The sequence below is a fragment of the Pontibacter locisalis genome (assembly GCF_042684605.1).
GTDB classification, from domain to species: domain Bacteria; phylum Bacteroidota; class Bacteroidia; order Cytophagales; family Hymenobacteraceae; genus Pontibacter; species Pontibacter locisalis.
Genome location: NZ_JBHULU010000006.1, coordinates 75,499 through 95,556, shown reverse-complemented (window position 1 = coordinate 95,556; position 20,058 = coordinate 75,499). Strand labels below are relative to the sequence as shown.

General features: G+C 43.0%; 17 protein-coding genes. 6 read left to right on the top strand and 11 right to left on the bottom strand.

What is annotated here, in order from left to right:
• Nucleotides 1-159: 159 nt before the first annotated feature.
• The 3 genes from ACFSRY_RS05475 to ACFSRY_RS05465 all read left to right on the top strand — a co-directional run bounded on the left by ACFSRY_RS05475 (nucleotide 160) and on the right by ACFSRY_RS05465 (nucleotide 6,327).
• Nucleotides 160-1,152 carry a 2-hydroxyacid dehydrogenase gene (locus ACFSRY_RS05475; RefSeq protein ID WP_377503853.1) on the top strand — a complete coding sequence of 331 codons (993 nt, stop codon included), beginning with the start codon at nucleotides 160-162 and terminating at the stop codon, nucleotides 1,150-1,152.
• A gap of 410 nt (nucleotides 1,153-1,562) precedes the next feature.
• Complete coding sequence (locus tag ACFSRY_RS05470) at nucleotides 1,563-2,648, top strand: porin (RefSeq protein ID WP_377503851.1); 1,086 nt, start codon at nucleotides 1,563-1,565, stop codon at nucleotides 2,646-2,648.
• Nucleotides 2,649-3,189: 541 nt separating this feature from the next.
• A complete protein-coding gene (locus ACFSRY_RS05465) occupies nucleotides 3,190-6,327 on the top strand; it encodes a transglycosylase domain-containing protein (RefSeq protein ID WP_377503849.1) in 3,138 nt (1,045 codons plus the stop codon).
• A 13-nt stretch (nucleotides 6,328-6,340) separates the two neighbouring features.
• Here ACFSRY_RS05465 and ACFSRY_RS05460 read toward each other — a convergent pair whose 3' ends face one another.
• The 3 genes from ACFSRY_RS05460 to ACFSRY_RS05450 all read right to left on the bottom strand — a co-directional run bounded on the left by ACFSRY_RS05460 (nucleotide 6,341) and on the right by ACFSRY_RS05450 (nucleotide 8,187).
• Entirely contained in the window at nucleotides 6,341-7,021 is a 681-nt protein-coding gene (locus tag ACFSRY_RS05460; protein WP_377503847.1) for a hypothetical protein, read from the bottom strand.
• A 111-nt stretch (nucleotides 7,022-7,132) separates the two neighbouring features.
• Nucleotides 7,133-7,501: a hypothetical protein gene (locus ACFSRY_RS05455; protein ID WP_377503845.1), complete on the bottom strand. Its 369-nt coding sequence runs from the start codon at nucleotides 7,499-7,501 to the stop codon at nucleotides 7,133-7,135.
• 134 nt (nucleotides 7,502-7,635) lie between these two features.
• Entirely contained in the window at nucleotides 7,636-8,187 is a 552-nt protein-coding gene (locus ACFSRY_RS05450) for a serine acetyltransferase (RefSeq protein ID WP_377503843.1), read from the bottom strand.
• Between the two features lie 258 nt (nucleotides 8,188-8,445).
• Between ACFSRY_RS05450 and ACFSRY_RS05445 the strand changes: the two genes are divergently transcribed.
• Nucleotides 8,446-8,736 (top strand): isoamylase early set domain-containing protein, encoded by a 291-nt coding sequence (locus ACFSRY_RS05445; protein ID WP_377503841.1) that lies wholly within the window; start codon nucleotides 8,446-8,448, stop codon nucleotides 8,734-8,736.
• A gap of 61 nt (nucleotides 8,737-8,797) precedes the next feature.
• On the top strand, nucleotides 8,798-9,826 hold the full coding sequence (locus ACFSRY_RS05440; protein ID WP_377503839.1) for a synaptic vesicle VAT-1 family membrane protein: 1,029 nt from the start codon (nucleotides 8,798-8,800) through the stop codon (nucleotides 9,824-9,826).
• 29 nt (nucleotides 9,827-9,855) lie between these two features.
• On the opposite strand, the gene ACFSRY_RS05435 is transcribed toward ACFSRY_RS05440, so the two are convergent.
• The 4 genes from ACFSRY_RS05435 to ACFSRY_RS05420 all read right to left on the bottom strand — a co-directional run bounded on the left by ACFSRY_RS05435 (nucleotide 9,856) and on the right by ACFSRY_RS05420 (nucleotide 12,162).
• Nucleotides 9,856-10,440 carry a DUF1989 domain-containing protein gene (locus tag ACFSRY_RS05435; protein ID WP_377503837.1) on the bottom strand — a complete coding sequence of 195 codons (585 nt, stop codon included), beginning with the start codon at nucleotides 10,438-10,440 and terminating at the stop codon, nucleotides 9,856-9,858.
• The gene (locus tag ACFSRY_RS05430) at nucleotides 10,421-11,044 is read right to left on the bottom strand and encodes an FMN-binding negative transcriptional regulator (RefSeq protein ID WP_377503835.1); all 624 of its coding nucleotides are present in this window, start codon (nucleotides 11,042-11,044) and stop codon (nucleotides 10,421-10,423) included. Before ACFSRY_RS05430 ends, ACFSRY_RS05435 begins: the two co-directional genes overlap by 20 nt.
• A 5-nt stretch (nucleotides 11,045-11,049) precedes the next feature.
• Nucleotides 11,050-11,772 (bottom strand): guanitoxin biosynthesis heme-dependent pre-guanitoxin N-hydroxylase GntA, encoded by a 723-nt coding sequence (gene gntA / locus ACFSRY_RS05425; RefSeq protein ID WP_377503833.1) that lies wholly within the window; start codon nucleotides 11,770-11,772, stop codon nucleotides 11,050-11,052.
• 246 nt (nucleotides 11,773-12,018) lie between these two features.
• The gene (locus tag ACFSRY_RS05420; RefSeq protein ID WP_377503831.1) at nucleotides 12,019-12,162 is read right to left on the bottom strand and encodes a hypothetical protein; all 144 of its coding nucleotides are present in this window, start codon (nucleotides 12,160-12,162) and stop codon (nucleotides 12,019-12,021) included.
• A gap of 5 nt (nucleotides 12,163-12,167) precedes the next feature.
• Here ACFSRY_RS05420 and ACFSRY_RS05415 point away from each other — a divergent pair, with 5 nt between their 5' ends.
• Entirely contained in the window at nucleotides 12,168-12,845 is a 678-nt protein-coding gene (locus ACFSRY_RS05415; protein ID WP_377503829.1) for a response regulator, read from the top strand.
• Nucleotides 12,846-12,918: 73 nt separating this feature from the next.
• On the opposite strand, the gene ACFSRY_RS05410 is transcribed toward ACFSRY_RS05415, so the two are convergent.
• The 4 genes from ACFSRY_RS05410 to ACFSRY_RS05395 all read right to left on the bottom strand — a co-directional run bounded on the left by ACFSRY_RS05410 (nucleotide 12,919) and on the right by ACFSRY_RS05395 (nucleotide 19,881).
• The gene (locus tag ACFSRY_RS05410) at nucleotides 12,919-16,326 is read right to left on the bottom strand and encodes a PAS domain-containing protein (protein WP_377503827.1); all 3,408 of its coding nucleotides are present in this window, start codon (nucleotides 16,324-16,326) and stop codon (nucleotides 12,919-12,921) included.
• A gap of 211 nt (nucleotides 16,327-16,537) precedes the next feature.
• Nucleotides 16,538-18,352, bottom strand: a complete 1,815-nt coding sequence (locus ACFSRY_RS05405; RefSeq protein WP_377503825.1) for an EI24 domain-containing protein — start codon at nucleotides 18,350-18,352, stop codon at nucleotides 16,538-16,540.
• 171 nt (nucleotides 18,353-18,523) lie between these two features.
• Nucleotides 18,524-18,967 (bottom strand): hypothetical protein, encoded by a 444-nt coding sequence (locus ACFSRY_RS05400; protein ID WP_377503823.1) that lies wholly within the window; start codon nucleotides 18,965-18,967, stop codon nucleotides 18,524-18,526.
• Between the two features lie 161 nt (nucleotides 18,968-19,128).
• A complete protein-coding gene (locus tag ACFSRY_RS05395) occupies nucleotides 19,129-19,881 on the bottom strand; it encodes a hypothetical protein (protein ID WP_377503821.1) in 753 nt (250 codons plus the stop codon).
• Between the last annotated feature and the right edge of the window lie 177 nt (nucleotides 19,882-20,058).

The window sequence follows — 20,058 nt, the reverse complement described above, 5'->3', positions numbered from 1 at the left end:
TTCAATATGCTTTTTATTACACACCCTATTTTTGTGCTACTTAACCAATATTACCAGTAAAGGTTACATTCTTGTTTCCTGTTATCTTAAATTAACGTAAGCTAGGGCATCGGTTAGTTATAAAAGTGAAGCCTTACATTGCGAATAAAGAGGGAGTTTATGGATACTATTTTTTTCAACACCAAAGTTTACGATCAACAGTTCTTTACAGAATGTAATAAGCAGTACAACCACCAGATAAGGTTCCTGGAGGTGCCCCTGAATGAGGGGACTGCTCCGCTGGCCAAAGGAAGCAGGGCAATATGTGTGTTTGTAAATGATGTGGTTAACAGCACGGTGCTGCACCAATTGGCTGAGGAGGGAATAGAACTGGTTGCATTGCGCTGTGCTGGCTTTAATAACGTTGATCTGAAAGCAGCGGCAGAGTTGGGAATAAAAGTAGTGCGCGTACCGGCTTATTCTCCTTATGCTGTTGCTGAACATACACTAGCCCTTATTTTAACCCTGAACCGCAAAACGCACAGAGCCTACAACCGGGTAAGGGAGGGAAACTTTGCTCTGAACGGGTTGATCGGTTTCGACCTGCATGGAAGAACTGTTGGACTCATTGGTTTGGGAAAAATAGGAGTTGTAACAGCCCGCATTCTGAAAGGCTTTGGCTGTAAAGTACTTGGGTTTGATATCCAGCAAGACAGGGAGGCACAGGAAGCAGGAGTGGAATTTACGGATCTTGACACCCTATATGCTGCATCGGATATCATTTCTTTACATTGCCCGCTGACTCCTAAAACACACCACCTGATCAATGAAGAATCTATTGGGAAAATGAAGGATGGGGTTATGCTGATAAATACCAGCAGAGGTGCTATTATTGATACAAAGGCCGTGATCAAGGGACTTAAAAGTGAAAAGATAAGTTATCTGGGGCTGGATGTGTATGAAGAGGAGGGGGATCTGTTTTTTGAAGACCTTTCCAATAAGGTGATAAAGGACGATGTGTTTATGCGGCTATTGTCTTTCAATAATGTGCTGATTACCGGCCACCAGGCTTTTCTCACCCGGGATGCACTGCAAAGTATAGCCCGGGTTACACTACAGAATATCACCGATTTTGAACAGGGGAGAGCGCTTGTGAACCAGGTATTACCGTAAGGAACCTTACAAACAAACGACTGCAGCAATGGCCCCTCTTCAAACTTGTGAAATTTTATTGTTGATTAATTATATGATTTTTTTGTAAATTACATACAAGATAATCACCATTTCAGGCTCAAGACCTGAACCAGGTAAGTTACTTAGCGTTTACCCAATAAATACCTGGCAGAGGTGATTAATAAGGTGGTAATAAAAAATACTGGCTCATAAGTAGTTTGTGGTCATTAAGTTAAAGCCATATGGAAAAATTAATTACAATGCTGGTGCTGGCACTATATGCTGTAGGATACATGCTTTATTACATGTATGTAAAAGATAAAGCCTGAGTGCCTGCTGAATAGCTTTCTTTTCCTTACACCTGCTTCAGTAAGCTTTTACTTCCAAGGCTTATACTGTAGTTTTGGTACATGAAGCACTTGTTCGTAGTACTTTCAGTGTATATGCTTGCTCTTACAGTAAGCAAGGCACAACCTAATGATTCCTTAGAGTTCCGGGTACAAGATAAACGCTTTAATATAAGCGGAGGTCTTGACGTATATTATGCTTATGATTTCTCTGAGCCACTTGATAAGGAGCGGCTTTTTACTACCCAAGCTTTCCGGCACAACGAGTTTAACCTGAACTGGGGCTTCCTGCAGGCCGACTACAGTACTGAAGGGGTACGCGCTACCTTGGCACTTCAAACCGGTACGTATGTGCAGGCTAACTATGCTGCCGAACCTAACGAGCTTACAAGACTTATTGCACAAGCAAACGCTGGCGTTAAACTGCTGGAAGGTGTGTGGCTTGACCTTGGAATACTACCTTCGCACATTGGCTACGAGAATACCTTCTCCCTTAATAACGAAGTCTATACGCGTGCCCTTATGGCTGAAAACTCTCCCTATTATGAGACAGGAGCGCAATTAACGGCAGATGTGTCTGAGAAGGTAACCCTGAAATTCCTGGTCCTGAACGGATGGCAGAACATTCAGGAAACCAACGATGCGAAGTCGCTCGGCTTTGGCATCAGTTACAACCCCACCGAAAGGCTCAGCCTGAGCTACAACAACTACTACGGCAACGAGGCGCCGAAAGGAATGGAGGCTAAGCGTCGCTTTTTCCATAATGTATATGGCAGCTATATTTTTTCAGAGAAGCTCCATGTGGCGGGCAGCGTGGACTATGGTCGTCAGGAGCTTTTTAGTTCGGAAGAAAAGGGAAGCTGGTATGCCGGTATGGTGCTTGCCCAGTTTAAACTGGCTCCCCGGTTTGCTGTTGCAGGGAGGCTGGAGCATTACAATGATGAAGACCAGATCATCGTCAGCACATTAAACCCAAATGGTTTCCAGACATCCAGCGCATCCCTCAACTTTGATTATGTACCCACGCCCAATTTCCTGTGGAGGCTCGAAGCCAGAGCCTATGATTCTAAAGATAAGGTCTTTGTTGGGGAAGAAGGTGCTAAAGATAATAACTTGCTGCTGGTTACATCTTTTGCAGTAAAGTTTTAAGTTTTCCCCTGGCAGTTGTCATAGAAGGAACAGGTTAGTATTTTATTTCCCCGATATTTCCACAGTTTGTTGCTGCCCTACCCATGCTAGTTGCTGTATGGTATAGCAAAGGGCCTCATATTTCCTTAAGTCAGGTAATAGGTTGCCTGGATGCCTTCCTGTGCACCATCCTTTAGTGCTCCCTTTTCAGCGCATATTTTTCCCGTTTCAAGGTACTTGCGCTGATAATCCTGTACATGTAAATTTTGGATTATAACGAGGGTCGGCTACATCAATGATCTGTTTTACAACAATAGATGTATGTTGTGCGGCATGCATAAAAAACCTTTGAATTTGCGGGCAATGGCTAAACTGATCGTTTTTTACCACCAGAAATATGCCTTATATTAAATTGTACCAATGTTTTTGATATTTTAAGTCACCTTCAAGTGAAACTTCCCGTAAGAAGTACTAAAACCTACCTTTTTATACTCTTGATTTTAAACGAGAATTAATAACTCCAACCATGGTAATAAATAACTACCGTCCCGTACATAAGGATATGAATGAGAAAAAAAGAAGGCCCATTTTAAAATGGGTCATCTTCGGTATGTTGCTTTTATTGATGGGAATTGCCATCGCTGGCGTTGCCTATGAAATCCATACATCAAAGTTACAGGCAAGAGAACTTTCAAAGTACGCTGCAACTCTAACCTACAACCTGGAAGAGGGACCAAATGATTCTATGGTTTACCCTTTACACGGACCGTTTGACACGCGTTTAGGTTATGCTCAGCTGCCACAACTGCTGGATAAGGCAAAGCTTCGCGGTATGAGAATTGAATACCAGACCCGTTTTTCTCCAGCTCTTATAGATTATACTTCACATGGGTTCTTTGTGCCTTACCAGGAGAAGATGCAGACAGGCCTGAACATTGTTGACTACCTGGGCAAACCTATTTACAAGTTCAGTTACCCGAGGCGCGTTTATTCTGATTTTGAAGCCATACCTTACCTTGTAGTTCAGTCTTTACTTTTTATAGAAAACCGGGAACTGCTGGATACAGAAAGGCCCTTTATGAATCCAGCCATTGATTGGGGCAGGTTTACCCGGGCTACCATGCATGAAGCTGCCAAAGTTGTTGGGTTTGATTACCAGACTATTGGCGGGAGTACTCTTCCTACTCAGATTGAGAAGTACCGACATTCTCCGGAGGGTATTACAACCGGGCCAAGGGAAAAACTGCGGCAGATGATCTCTGCGAGTGTTCGGGCTTACCAAGGTGGAGCAGAGACTTTTCCGGCAAGACAATCAGCAGTTCTATCATACGTGAACACGGTTCCACTCTCCGGTGCCCCTGGGTATGGAGAAGTGCATGGCGTTGGAGATGGATTATGGGTGTGGTTCGGAGCCGATTTCGAGGAGGTTAACAAGCTGTTAAAAGATCCTCAGGCTTCAGGTGAAAAACTGGTGGCACAAGGGCAGGCGTTGCGCCAGGTGCTTTCCCTGATGATTGCTCAGCGTCGGCCATCTTACTATTTAGGTGCACAAGGTTGCGCAGAATTAAGCAAACTTACGGAAAGTTACCTGCGCTTGCTGGCGAGCAGCGGCTATATTACTCCGGAACTACGCGATGCAGCCCTGGTACATGAAGTAACGTTTCGGGATTTTGGAAATTACCCGGCAGTTGCACCCATGGATACAGATAAAGGTGCCTTAATGGTGCGAACACATTTATCAGGCCTTTTGGGTAAGCCACTTTACGACTTGGACAGACTGGATCTTGCTGCTACCAGTACCCTTCAGAATGATCTGCAAAAGCAAGTAAGCGACTACCTGAGCAAGCTAAATGATCCTGAGTATGCCAGTTCTGTAGGCTTGTTGGGCGAGCGCATGCTATCAGCTGGTAAAACAGATAAGGTGCTTTACAGCTTTACCCTTTTTGAAAAAACACCTTATGGTAATATGGTCCGGGTACAAACTGATAACAATGATCAACCATTTGATATCAATGAAGGCAGTAAACTGGAATTAGGCTCTACTGCCAAATTAAGAGTGATGGTAACATACCTGGAGGTAATCGCGGAAATTCACAAGGGCTATGAGGGGAAGTCAGCCCAGGAACTGCGCGAGGCTCTAAAGGAACCACAGGATAACCTGAGTCGCTGGGTGATACAGTACCTGCTCCTTACGGATGATAAAAGTCTGAAGAGCGTTTTAAATGCAGCCTTACAAAGGCGTTATTCAGCAAGCCCCTGGGAAATGTTTTTTACAGGAGGTGGCATGCACACGTTCCATAACTTCCGGAAAGAAGATAATGGCTCTAATCCAACGGTACATGAGGCGTTCCTGAAGTCAATCAACCTGCCTTTTGTAAGGATAATGCGTGATCTTGTGCGGTATACAACGCACACCTCCATTGGGAGCCGTGCCCAGCTACTGGGGAACGACAGGGATCCAAGGCGCCGCGAATACCTGACACAGTTTGCCGACAAGGAAGGTAAGACCTTCCTGCTGCGCTTCTGGAGAAAGTATAAAGGTCTTACTCCTGATGAGCGGATGGAAAAGTTTTTGGGTGGCCTTCGCCAGGACCCGGTAAGACTCTCTTCTGTGCATCGTTTCCTGTACCCGCAAACAGATTCAGTTACATTCGCTCGCTTCCTTCGTGAGCGCTTACCAGAAGAAAAGATTACAGATGAGAGAGTAATGGAACTGTACCACCGCTACGGTCCGGAAGCATATAATCTGCCTGACCAGGGATACATTGCCCGCACACACCCACTGGAACTGTGGTTACTGAGCTATATGCTGGAGAATCCGGATGCTGAGTGGAACTCTGTTGTGGAAGCAAGCAAGGAAGAAAGGCAGGAAGTATATGCCTGGCTGTTCCGGACACGTTACAAAAATGCACGCGATTCCCGCATTAGCACAATGCTGGAAATAGAGGCATTTTCCGAAATCCATAACCGTTGGGAGAGGCTAGGGTATCCTTTTGCTCACCTGGTTCCTTCTTTTGCCACGGCACTTGGTTCATCCGGCGATCGTCCGGAAGCTTTGGCTGAATTGATGGGCATCATTATGAATGACGGTATCCGAAAAAGAACGCTGCGGATTGAGGAGCTTCATTTTGCTGCACAGACGCCATATGAAGCTGCCCTGAAGTGGCAGCCTAGTGAGGGCGAGCAGGTGTTGGTGCCCGAAGTGGCTGCAACTGTGCGAGAGGCCTTATCAGAGGTAGTAGATGCCGGTACAGCACGGCGTCTGCAGGGTGGTTTCATGAAAGCAGATGGCACACCGGTAATTATGGGTGGTAAAACAGGTACAGGTGATAACAGGGTTTTTACGCTCACTGCCCGTGGCCAGAGAGTTTCATCACGTGCCGTTAACCGGACTGCCACCTTTGTTTTCTTCCTGGGTGAGAAACATTTTGGAACGCTTACTGCCTTTGTACCCGGCCGGGAAGCCTCTAACTATAGTTTTACCTCTTCGTTACCTGTGCAGGTATTAAAGGGAATGGCCCCAATCATCGGAACATATATTACCGGAGACACTGTAGCAACAGAGAACAAGATTGCAGCTATACCTAAGGAAAAGGAGGAAAAACTCAAAGCAGTAGGAGAGAAGCCATCTCCAGGAGTAAAATTAACGACGCTAAAGGAGTCTGAGCCTGTAAGTGTTATTTCTCAGCAATTTCCTTAAATGCTTTATAGTGCTATTTGGTTTCAGAGGTGGTTTTACCATTTAGCTGAAAGCCAATCCCGAGTAAAACATGTAGGGCTGCATTGGTAACTTTTGCGTTACCATCAGCCACTGGTACCTTTACATAAGATCCATTGGCTCTGCCTTCCCCTAAAACAAACCAGTTCCCATCAAAATAAAACCTCCTGGCTATAGCCGCCTCTATTGTTGGTCCGGAAATATAGTAACCTTTGTTAAGTATTCCTTTGTTTTCAGGATAAGCCTTGTTGCGCACAGTTGATTCAGGGTGGGTAATAACTATTCCTCCGCCTAAAGACAAAGAAAAGTCCTTGTGTAGCCAAAGCCGGTTCATGGTTAATAAGTTAAAACCATCCGTAATAGAAAATCGCTGAACTTCCGGAGGCAGGTTTGTCAGGATAAGCTTGTGGTGTGTAAACTTCAGTTCCCAACCTTTGCGCTGGTTTAGGGTGCTTACCCGAATATCATAATAAACTGGTGGAGAGAAAGGTCTTGAAACAAAGTCTGCATCAAGTTTTATAGCCTCTGCATCGCTTTGTTGTATTGTAAGAGGAGTACGAAAATTCTTAACTGCTCCACCCGCTACTGTAGCACTCCAGGTGCGGTCCTGGCTCAAAACGCTCAAGGGGCAAAACAGAAGTAATCCCGCCAACCAACCGCATGCTTCTTTAATCATCCTTTATCTTAATCCTGATGTAAAGCCCTTATCATATTATTCATACGACGATCTTTAGAAAAGAAAAAAGATTTTGTTGCCAGGTAGGAGTATCCTGCAGAAAGGTGTTTGTTAAGCAGCCACTTTGCTTTCTGAATTTCTGCCTGTGCCGGTAACAGGAGGAGCAGCACTTAGCTTTTGATAAAGCTTTTTTGATTTTACCCGAAGTTCAAAGTTTTCAAATGTATTCTTAAATAACTGGAAGTCTTCCCCCTGTAGGATACCATTTGTGCTCCTTAGAGAAAGGGACGTAATCAGTACAGGGTCCTTTAAAAGAACTACTTTCCTTTTAGCGTCTTCGTTAAGAAAAGAATACTCCAGGCCATTACTTTCCTTCTTAATCAGGAGAAGGTTACTGGTTGTTATTTCCTTCCGGATTATGTTTAGTTCACGTACCAGGTTCATGTTAAAAAGTCTCTTTTGTGATAAGCTTCCTGACACAAATCTAACTTTAACTTCTAATGAAAGTGAAGACTTAGGTCACTGCTTTTAATGATTTATATCACCAATTAAAGTTGGTAAGTGGAAACTGAAGAAGCTTATGAGGGATAGAATGGTTAAGGAAATTTTGGTCCTTAAAACACCTGATTTAGGAGTTCCTTTTCATGGGAAATATTATTTTGTATCGGGGCGATTGTCTTAATTACTTTAGCTGGGTTTCCAACTGCTATGGAATTATCCGGTATGTCTTTTACTACCACGGAACCAGCTCCAATTCTTACGTTATTTCCAACTCTCACCTCACCGATAATGCAAACATTAGATCCTAATTCTACATTATTACCGATAACAGGAGAGCCAGAGTAGGTACCGTCTTCCCTGCGGATGTTGCCAAGGGTAGTGGAGTGTCTGAAAAAACAGTTTTCTCCTATAATGGTACATCCGTTTACAACCAGGGCTTGTCCGTGACCCAGGTAAAAGTTCTTACCCACCGTAGTCCAGTGAGGCAACTCAATACACAGGAACCACTCGACAAGAATCTTATAAAAGGCCAGGTAAGGAAGCCAAAGGATGTGAAGAAATTTATTAAGAGAAGCGGGACGCGCAAAACGGAACAACAACATCACAATTCTGCCTTTTAAGTTGCCCTTGTTTGCGTTCCAATCCTGAAACAGGTATGCTAACATGTTAAGTTAAAGTTGATGAAGGTAGATTTTAATATATGCTGTACGATATATCTTTAAAAATGGTCAATTTGAGTTCGAATCTTATCGTGGCTGATTGCTGCCTTATTATTGCTGGAAGTGCTGTATTGAAACTTATCCGGTTAATATATAACTAGTTATTAAAATTAACTGTAATAGGAATAAAATGACTTTTGCCATCAAAAAAGGACATCTGACTATGTGGTAATAAGTTGATTCTCCGACTGTAAAAATAAAAGTATGATCACGAAAACGTACCTAAAGACAAAAGACCAATGTAAGGTGAAGTTTAACATGAATGCAGATAGCGCAGATAAAGCTGAGATTGTGGGTTTAAACGGTGACTGGAATAACAGAGTTGAAATGAAGAAGAGGAAAGACGGGAGTTTTGTTGCTGAAGTGTCACTCCCTAAAAACAGCTACCATGAATTTAAGTACCTGATAAATGGAAGCGAGTGGCGCAATGATCCTGATGCTGATGGGGAAGCGCCGAATGAATACGGAGAGACAAACAGTATCCTTACTATTTGACTTTACAGTTGAGTAGGAGGTTAACCATCTATGAGAATAGTTGCAGCATAAATTACAACAGATGTTAAACCGCCAGGTGTACCGGATGCCAAAAGCCGGCTCTATAAAAGATCTTCAGTTACAAACGGAAAAGCTCGAAAAGCCTGCAGCTGATGAAGTCTGTGTAAAGGTGAAAGCAATCGGGCTTAATTTTGCAGATATTTTTGCCATGCAAGGCCTGTACAGTGCCACTCCACCGGGTTCATTTATTCCGGGCCTGGAGTTTTCAGGTGAGATAATAGCAGTTGGTGAGAATGTTGTTGATTGGAGAGTAGGAGACAGGGTGATGGGAGCTACGAGGTTTGGTGGATACGTTTCGCATATAAACATCCATCATAGGTATGTGATAGCATTGCCAGATAGCTGGGATTTTGAAGAGGGTGCTGGATTTCTTGTTCAGGGGCTCACAGCTTATTACGCTCTTACCTCTTTAGGGGCTTTACAGAAAGGTATGACAGTGCTTATCCATAGTGCAGCCGGCGGTGTAGGAATTCTTGCCAATCGCATCTGTAAAGCATACGGCGCATATACTATAGGAACCGTAGGCAGTGCGGGAAAAGTAGACTTCCTTCGAAAGGAAGAAGCCTATGATGAGGTGATTCTCAGAGACAATAATTTTTATAGCAACCTGAAGGGAGCACTAAGAGATCGTCAGTTGCATTTGATCATGGAGTGTATTGGTGGTGAAATTCTGAAACAAGGCTGGAAAGCATTGGCTCCTATGGGCAGAATGGTAGTATATGGGAATGCCAGCTTTACCAGTCATGGTTCTAAACCGAACTACCCCCGGCTTATCTGGAAATATCTGAGGCGTCCTAAAATTGATCCGTTGCGCTTGCCCACCGAAAACAAATCCCTGATGGGATTTAATCTCATCTACCTGTACGAGCAGACGGATATGATGCACGAACTGTTACAGGAGCTACAGGCCTTACAGATAAAACCCCAGTATGTTGGCCACACCTTCACCTTCGACAAGATGCATGATGCTATTCACCTTTTTCAGCAGGGGAAGACGGTAGGAAAGGTGGTTGTGAATGTGGAGAGGTAACCCTACGGATTCACAACCACGGCTTAACTTTACGCGCTGATTATTTCGTACTGGATCGGTTTAAAGCTATAGTTGTTTGACTGCTCCGCAGAGCAGGCTGTAAGTGCTACAATCAGATCCATTTTTGCCTCCAAAAGAACATAGTCACCTGCTTTGCTTTGTGGCGGCTCCACTGATAACTTTCCATCCGGTGCAAACTGCACATTCATAAAAATATTAAAGGCAGTGGGTACCTCATCGGGATCAATGCCAAATTCAGCAAGGTTTGTATACAGGTTCTCAAAACAACTCGGGTGGTACTCCGGGTTGTTATACATGATCTGGAAGGTTTCCGGACTGCAGGGAGCTAAAAGGAAGTCATTACGCCCATTTGTGTCCTCTAAAATTTCCATCATTTTATGGCTTCGGTTACTCCACAGGTGGTGGCCCTTTGTTATCAGTATCGTCTCCTCAAAATCTAGGGTTTTACCAGAAGAAAGCTTTTCCCGCTTGTCTTCCGCGTTAAAAAGAACCATATCGCTCACCTGCTCACCTTGCGGATCTATCACTTTTAATTTTTCTCCTTTTTTAAGCTTAAAGGCAGCTCCTGTTTGTTTAGCTATCGTTTGAATCATTTTCTTTCTTTATCTGGTTTACTAACTCCTGGTGAACAGGACAGTTATCTTGCTGTAGATGTGCTACAATGGATGAAAGGTTTTCATCTGATTGGTTTTGGCTGAGTTTGGCAATGGCGTCTATGTGCGTGGGGAAGAGCCAGAACCCCGTTATGCCTTTTATGTCCTCTTCTAATATATCATTTGGAATATCTTCATAGTAGAGCGGGTTTTCCTGGACCGACTCAAATTTAGATATCAGCTTTTGAAGTGACTCCCGCAGCTCATCCTCCTGTTGTAGCTTAACCCGGGCACTGACATGTACGGCTGAATAATCCCAGGTGCTGATATCTGGTTTTGTATACCATGAGGAGGAAATATAGGCATGGGCTCCCTGGAAAATCAGCAATACTTCCTTGTCATCTTTTAACCACTCGCGCTGTGGGTTGTGGTTAGCTATGTGGCCAAATAAACAAAATGCATCTTTAGGACCTTTTGCCAGAACAGGTATGTGTGTTGCCAGCAAACGGTCGCCCTGCAGAACAAGAGTTGCAAAAGGGTGTTCCTGAATAAAGCTGAAGATGAATTCCGGGTCTTTTTTTTCGTATTGGGAGGGTTTATACATAAGGACTACCTGTTCTTATGAAAAGGACATTTCCAGCTTTCGTCTACCTGGCGACCACTGTACTGCGGAGCTTCCAGGCCTTCACCGAAGTCGTTAAGCATGGGGTTTACAGAACCGTCATACAGTTCTTCCCGCTCCCGGATTACTTTTTTCATATTCTCATAAACTCCTTTTTCACGGAGTTGCTCAAACTGCCGGTGCAGGTTAAAGGCAAGGGCCGTATAGCCAAACCTTCTTGCCTTTCTGCTGGCCTTGGGGTGTAGCCCTACAATGAAAAAAGCAGTGCCATTGTAACTGAAACTGAAGTCATCGTCTTTGGGATTGCTGCTCACCTCCGGATCCCAGGGCAATGCATGCGTGTCTGTGTTATGAAGGTACTGCAGCTGTGACCAGAGTTTCTTTTCAAAGCTCTGTTCGGATTCAGGATCTTCATTTTCAAAAACAGCAATCATGGTCATGTATTCGCTGTCGCTCTCAATTGTTTCTTTGATATAATTTTTAAGATCCTCGCCCAGCTGTAAGGTAGTACTTTCAGTGGCCATGTTACCATAAATGCCTACCCTGAATTGCTTTGAGTTAACCGCTGCTTTCGCTCCAACACAGGGGTAATCGGTATCATTAATTTTTTCAGTGATGTTTTGGAAAATATCAGATAACGGTCCGCTTTCCATTAACTCCAGTTCCTCGGGTGTATAGTAAGTAGTGGTTCTTTTTTCTTTCGTATTCATTTTTAATTTGATAAGGGGTACTTTCTCTGCCAATTATATAACAAGACCTGCCCAGGTTTTTGCTGGTGCAATGCCGGATAAATACAATATCCAAAGTTGTTGTGGCCGTTTAAGAGTCAACAGATGTTGCGGCAGAAGGTTTAGATGCATATTTAGTAGTACCTGAGCAACCAGTCTGTACAATTATCAGGTGGGGCAGCAGGAATATTAGTTATACTTTTAATTACCGAAAAAGGTGCGTTAACCTTAGTCTTTCTTGTCATATTTCACGCCTATATGCTTCTTTTGTTTCTTTCCTTTTGGTTGGTATACCGTTGCTTTCAGTAATATATCCTCTTTACCCTTGTTTGCCGTATCAAATAATAGCACCAGATTTAAGTTGTACCGCATTTTTAATGATACAGAAAAGAGTAAGGGTAGTTATAGCAGAAGATCATGTTGTACTACGCCAGTGGTTAAGGTTGCTGCTTGAACAGGACGATGAGATTTTAATAGTGGGCGAGGCTGGTAATGGGCTCGAAGTACTAGAAATACTATCAGAGTCTCCGGCAGATGTTGTGCTGATGGATATTAACATGCCGGTCATGAACGGCTACGAAGCAACTGAAGAAATCTGCGCCTCTTTCCCTGATACCAAAGTTATAGGGCTATCGATGCATAACAGCGTACCATATGTGCAGAAAATGCTTTCCTGTGGTGCCTCCGGATACATGCTAAAGACCTCCAACCAGGATGAGCTTTTTGCTGCTGTCAAGCTGGTGTCGGGAGGTTCTAATTACTTCTGCGGAGAACTCTCTAAGAAGCTGTTAGAACAGTCTAGGAGGACCGACCCCAACGGTGCGCCCTTAACAGCTGAGCGAAAGCAACTTTCTAAACGTGAACTGGAGGTGCTATCGCTTATAGCTGAAGGTTATACAAATGTTGAAATAGCTAATAAGCTATACACCAGCAAGCGAACTATTGAAACACACCGGCAGAACATTCTCGAAAAAACGCATGCTAAGAATACGGCTAACCTGATCAAGTATGCCATCGAAAATAATATTATTGGAATTGATGACCCCGAAGTATAACAGGCTTAAGTAATTGACAAAGAAAAGTATGCTTTGATGTGCTATTGGCCTTTCTATACTTAATGTATTTATCCTAAAGAGGCAAACTGATGAGGATTTGGGTACCTGCACCGGGGGAGTTTTTAATTTTAAAGGTGCCATTCAAAAGTTCTACCCGATCACGAATGGACTTGATACCGATACCTTTCGATGATGTTCCTTTTGAATCAAATCCCTGACCATTATCCTCTGCCTGTAGCAAAAGTCTGTTTCTCTGCTTCCGTAACACCATACTTGCCTCTGTTGCCCGGGCATGTTTAACAATGTTGTTTGCCAACTCTTGCGCCATGCGATATACGGCCACCTGTAAAAACTTTTCTATTTCAGGAGGAAGGTTGAACACGTAGCAGCTTATTTGAAGGTTTTGGCTGCTAAGAGAGGAGCCTATTTCTTTAAAAGCTATTTCCAGCCCGAACTGCTCCAGCACACTAGGTGCAAGTGCATGGGATAGTACCCTGGTCTCACGAATTGCCTGCTTTAGTATTTGCTCTGTCTGCTTTAACAAAAAGGAAGACTCCGGGTCCTGGGACGCGAATTGAACACGGAACCTGTCGAGGTTTATTTTAGCCGCATATAAAATTTGCCCTACTCCGTTGTGTAGATCCTCTGAAATCCTTCTTCGCTCTTCCTCCTGAGCCTCAAGTATAGCTAACAGCAAGTCTTTTTGTTGCTCAAGTCTGATCTGGAGATTCTCTTCCTCCAGACGCTTAACTTCTGTTACATCCATGTCAATGCCCAGCATCTTTGTTACTATCCCTTTGGAGTTGCGTAAGGCAACAGCTTTTATCCGGATGATGCGCGTATCCTTGTCTAAATTAATTCTGATGGTTTCCTCCAGTAGGTCCTGCTTTTCCTTTAAGTGAGCAACTATTCTTTTTGCGACGGGTTTGTCCTCCTCCGTTGCGAACTTTAGGTATGTGTCAAGGTTCACAGGATTACCTAAAGGTAGACCAAATAGCCTATACATTCCTTCTGACCAGGTCACCTCCTTAGTGGCAATATTATATTCCCAAGTTCCTAAACGCGCTACCTCTTCTGCCTGCTTTAGTACCTGGTACTGCTTTATCAGTTCCCGCTCCGCCGTTTTCCTTTTGGTGATGTCTTCTTCAGTAAGTAGTATGCCGTCTCCCAATTTTACTGCAACATTTCTCCACCAGCCATTCGCTTTACCTGTTAGGTAATTAATCTCGTAATCATGGGGTGCTCCTGTTTCAATTATTTGCCTGTACCTCTCCAAAGTAGCGGAGTTCTCCTCTCCAGGAAATATACTTAAGTACTTTTTCCCGGATAATGAACCTGCTCCGGCTTTAAGTTCTGCCATGGAATTAGCAAAAGTCCATTCCATATCTACTATTTGGTTCTGGCTGTCCCTGATGGCACGTAAGGTATTTATTGCTACAGGTTGTGTGTTTGAAACAGCCTCTAAAAGCTTTTTATTTTCTATTAATGCATGTTCCGTCCTTTTCTGATCCGTAATGTCGAACACCAGGCCAAAAATTTCTATGGGTTCTCCTTGTGCATCTTTTTTTACCAGTCCCGTACCTAAAATATATTTTAATTCGCCACCGTCAGAACTGATCCGGTATTCTATTTTAAAGTCACGGCCTTCTTTGGCACATTCTGCAGCATAGGAGATTACCTTTTTCCTATCCTCACTATGGATTCTTTGCAGCCAGTTTTTAATACTTTTACTTTCTTCTTCATTGGTAAAACCAATTAACTGCCTGCCTCTTTCATCCCATTTGGCTTCTCCTGTTTTAATGTTCCACCAACCGCATCCGGCATGAGCACCCTCTAAGGCCAGCTCCAGGTTTTCTTTGGCAATCCTGAACTCCTTTTCTATTGCCTTTCGGTTACTTATATCCTCAGCACTGGCTACAAAGCCATCATGGTACTTTTTTGCTCTTACCTCAAACCAGTTTGCAAAACCTTCGCATTCATAAAAGGTTTCCATGTTTAAGGCTTCTCCTGTTTCTACTATATGCTTATACTTATCAAAGAACCCGTTTTGCAAGTAAGCGGGAAACATTTCTAACAGGCACTTTCCTTTGGCATTCCCAATCTTCAGAAAGTCCTCTATATATTTACTGGTATAAACCCATTCGAAATCAATAATTTCATTTTTTTTGTTTCTAACGCTTTTGAATACCTGTATACCGGTTGTGTAGGTTTGGTTGAATGCTTCTACAATCAATTTCTGCTCTTCTATTTGCTGTGCCGCTTCCCAATTATCAGTAACATCCTGCACGGTGCCATAGAGTCTTTCATTCTTTCCGTCTTCATCTTTCAATACCTCTGCTCTTCTATGAACGTACCGCACTTTCCCGTCATTTCTGATGATCCTAAGCGTTTTGTCAAACAGCTTTCCTGTTTTTATCAATGCGGCAATTCCTTCTTCCATTGCTGCCTGGTCGTCAGGGTGCACAAATGCCAGAACACGGTTTATAGTGATTTCCTCACTTTGTGGCTCCAGGCCGTGTATCCTGTAAAGCTCATCGGACCAGGTAAAAACTTCTTCCTCTAGTTTTCGCTCAAAATAACCCATTCTAACCAGTCTTTGTGCATCTTCTAAACGCCGATGTTCTTCCTTCAGCTTTTGTTCTTTCTGCTTGTACTCGGTTTCATCATGGGCTGTGCCGAAAATTTTTATGGGTTTACCTTCTTTATCACAAATGACTCTGCCTTTACTCTTTAGGTAATGCATCTCACCATCTGGCCAGAAAACCCTACGCTCATACTCGTAGTTTGCTCCAGTGCTGATAGCTTTTTCCAGTATGCTTTTAACTTTTTGTACATCTTCGGGCACAGAAATAGAATCAATGAATTCAATGGTCTGGGGAACAGTATATGGCTCTTGTCCTAACAGACGGAAAAGGTTTTCAGAGAACCTGAACCGCATGTCCGATAAGTCTACTTCATAACTGCCGGTGTGTCCTACCACTTCTGACTGATGAAGCAGTTCTTCTCTATTCATTTTGTCCCGCTGTGCCTCCTTTTCTAAATCATCAAGCCGTTGCTCTTTTAGCACCAGATCGGTGACATCGTCTATCTTATGTATCAGGTAACTTACTTTATGCTGGTGATTCAGAACCGGTACAACTATACTTTTCCAATATTTTTCAACAGGATCATGACCATCCTCATGAGGCTTGAGCAAATCATAACGTAAGACATCAATTTCTGTAACCTGTTTGTTTGCCAGTACGAAGTGGTAGGCTTCTTTCAGTTTTATTTCATAGTGAAATTCGCATCGGTTAGAATCTTCAGGAAAGGCCTCCATGAAGTGTTTGCCTACTATCTCTTCTCTTGAACTAAAGGTGGCTTTGAGAAATGCGTCTGATACAGTTAGAATTATGAGATCGGTTGACAGGATCAGGTAATTATCAGGCACTTGTTCATATGCTCTTAGTATTTCGCAAGATATATCGGCCTGAGTTTTCATAGTCTCTTATACGCTTGGAACCCATACTAGAACATATGATTTTGGATTTTTAAACGATTTAGTAGCTGCTATAAATAAAAGAAACACTTCTGGTTAAGAAAACAGTATTTATCGATACAGAAGTTAGATTAAACAAAAAGCCCCAACCAAATAAAAGGCTGGGGCTCTGTAGGATAGATTAAATTATTGCATTTGTTTTAGTTGGCTCAGACTATATAATCCACGAGTCTAAAGCAATCATACCACCGATTGCTGAGCCTATACCAGAAACAACCGCGGTAGCCACAAGCCACCAGGCAGCTGATGCAGCCGCTTTACGGGTATTCTCGGCTTGAATAAGAGCACCTTCTTTAGCCTGTTCGAGGCGCATTCGTATTTCATGCTCTACCTCATTAGCCTTTGCAAGCACCGTATCACGGGCTTCAACGGCCTTGGCTGCAATAGTATGAGCCTTGTCATGCGGTATGCTGGTATTGTTTGATAGGAAGCGAGTCATTTCTTCTTCGTTATAGTTCTTCAGCTTGTATGATAAGCTTTCATGGCTATCGCCAGCACTGCTAAACAGATTCATAAAGTCCTGCTGGATGCGCCCCAGGTTGTAATCTTTTTTCTGTTCAAGCTCACTCAGAAATTCTCTGATGCGTCCTTTTGCTCTACTTGCTCTTTCTTCGTTCTGGTTGCCGTCTGCACGTGCTTCGGTAATGTAAACATCTGCAGTAGGGTAGGGCTCTATTCTGGTGTTCGAATAAGAACCTCCCTGGCCACTGCTGCTCTGGCTATCACCGCCCAGGCCTAAGTGCCCTTTGATGAAGTCAAGTGCCTTCTCTGCATAAGCAGCATATTTTTCTGCATCTGCGTGACTTAGGTCTCCACGTTGTTCCAGAATACTAACCAAGGTGTCGTGGTCCACGGCACCAGCTTTACTTTGAAGGATGCTTTTAGCTTTTTTAGGATCCTTAAGCATTGCCTGTATATCCTGTCTGATTCGCTCAGGCTGAAGTTCCTGCTTATTTGTTGCTTTAAGGTACTCTGCTACTGTTTTCTTAAACTCATCTATATCTTGTCGGCTGGCAGGTGTAAACTGCTCCACAGCTTGCTCTACCTTATCCGTACGATCACCTTCTGACTTGGCAATACCTTTTATCTGGTCAAAAATACCAGACAGTTTTTTCAGGTCGCTTTTAGATATATTAGGCGTACTGCTGGCTGTTTCTAAAAACATACGTTTAGTTACACCCTCTTCACCCAGTTCAGTTTTTTCTTTTATCTCAATATCAGTGATCAGATCCTTCAGTTCTTTCTTTATTTTATTTATATCAAGATCCTGCGGACTCAGGCGGGTAACATATTCATCTATTTTCTGATCCAGGTCGTTTTTGTTGAAAAGCTTCTGTAACTCTTTTCGCATAGCCTTTGCATTTTCCTGTGCGCTTACTTTTGCTACACTCTTGGCTTCACTCTCAGATGATGAACTGAACATGCCGCCAAGTGCACTGGCAGAAGTTCTTATACCACTCAGGGCGGTGCCAACAAGGGTGCCTAAAAGAGATGTAACTGCTTTCACCTCTAAATACATCATTGTAGTAAAAAAGGCAGCCCAAATAACCAGGCCTAGCGTAACTCCCACAAAGTTAGCTCCTATGAGGCTTAATTTAACAGCAAGTAAACTTGCAAAGAAAAGTGAAATGGTTACAGTTACTAAAGTCCAGATACCAAAAGCACTACTGATTTTCTGAACCATAGGGGTATCATCAGAATCACTGTTGGTTGAATGGCTGTTGTTGGATGGTTTATGGGCTTTCTCACGAATATTTCCTATGGCTGAGATACCAGAGGCCACCGAAAGCATGGTAAGCAGCGCCTGAAATCCAATGGCTAGCAGTACACCTGCTACAATACATATGAAAAACCTGGGACCATTATCGAGGAGCGGATTGATGACCGCTGTTTCTACCTGTGCCTCTGCTAGCAGAGGACTACCAAGCAGTAGACTTAAAGTTGTAGATTTCTTTAAATTTTTAATCATAGCTCTATTATTTAAATTGGATTAATCTAACCTAAATAATTTAACGGGTGGGGCTATGATTGGTTTAAATCAGTGTTAAAATAGTGGTATACTGAGCTTTGGCGGTATTAACCTGAATCGTTAATTGTATTGGATTTAAGGAGCTCTAATCGAGTAAAATTGTACTAAGATTTATTGTGTAGCTATTTTGTTTGTCAGCAACCATTCTCTTGCTAATGCCTCGCAGCTAAAAGCCTGAACATCATATACCAGTGTTTCTACTCTTGCTGTGATCACCTCCCCAACTACATGTTGAAGAATGTCTTCTGAGTAAACTCTGGCGCTGCGCCTGAGGGAAGTCTGTTTGTTCAGAGACATGAGGCGTTTTGCCACCCAGTTCTGGTCACTGATAGATGGAGTGCCGGTTGCTCTTAGGTCTAACAACAACAGTTCTACTGCATTTGCTGTTATCTGCATGATGATAGCCTCAATTCCGCTTCTGAATTCTGAACTGGATACCACCTTCACCCATCTTGCTTCCAGGTATTTCTTATCCGAATCCAGGCTTAACTCCAGGTAATCTGCTTTGAAAACAGGCAAAAGATGTAAAGTCAGAGCTTTGTCAGTATGTTGCATGCCTGGTGCCTAAAAATTATTCGAAACTATTTATAAAGTTAGATATGTAAATACCATAAAATTGTTGCAGGAAACTCATATTCCCTTTAAGGGAGGCGTAGGGTTTACCTAACCAGACAAATAACGAATGTAAAGATGAAGAAAAAATGAAGAAAAAAATATTAATTCAGGGGAAGCAATCTTGTTCCTAAACCTATATGAATGGAGGCATAAAAACCGCCTAATGACACTTCCGGAACACCAGCTATTTCCTCCCCGTTAAACTTAAAATCACTAGATCCTAACTCAAGTAAGTATCCTGCTTTGAAAATGACTGGTATCCAGCTGGAGCTTTTCCCGGTTTCCCTGTTATGCTCTCTTCTGTAGAACTGGTAGTGGTAAGCTAATCCCAAGTCAGCCAGGTAAGAATAATTACGTAGGTCAGCCTCCTGTGAAGGATTCTGCAAAAGGTTCTGAAAGTTTTGCTGCGTGGCGTCCATATCTTTTATTAGCAGCACGTTCCTTCCTAAAGTAGCTGCAACGCTTGGGAGCAGTACGGCTTTATCAGAACTGAGCAGGTTATAGGCTAACTCGAGGGAATATTTGTTGTTTCGATAGTTAATCTCCTTTCTGTCGAATTTTACTTCATTTGTAATTGCGTAGGTTGTTCTAAGTCCTATTACCCAATTATCAGATATATTCTGGGTAAGAAAACTTACCGAGTGCACAGATTCGGACAGCTCAGGGAAACCAGAGGAAGTTAAGGAGCTGTTTAAGTTCTCAAAATCCATGCGTTGGTACTCATAACCAACTCCAATCTGAAAATTTGACCCCCTGATCAACCTGGTTGCAACCTGCCCCTGAGCTATAACTAGATGTGTACTAAAATTCAAAAGCAAAGCAAGTAGAGTAGGAAGTATAAATTTATTGTTCATGTGCTGCTACAATATACGTTTTTGAAGAATCTTTAAACCGTATAACTACTATAGCAGGGAAAAGTTAGCCTATCAGCAAAACTTCCGTGAGCTTCCCGAAGTTTAGCTCTGTCCAGTTACCTTTATTAACAATAAAAGCCTCCGGTGTTGACCGAAGGCTTTAGGGTTAAATTTTGA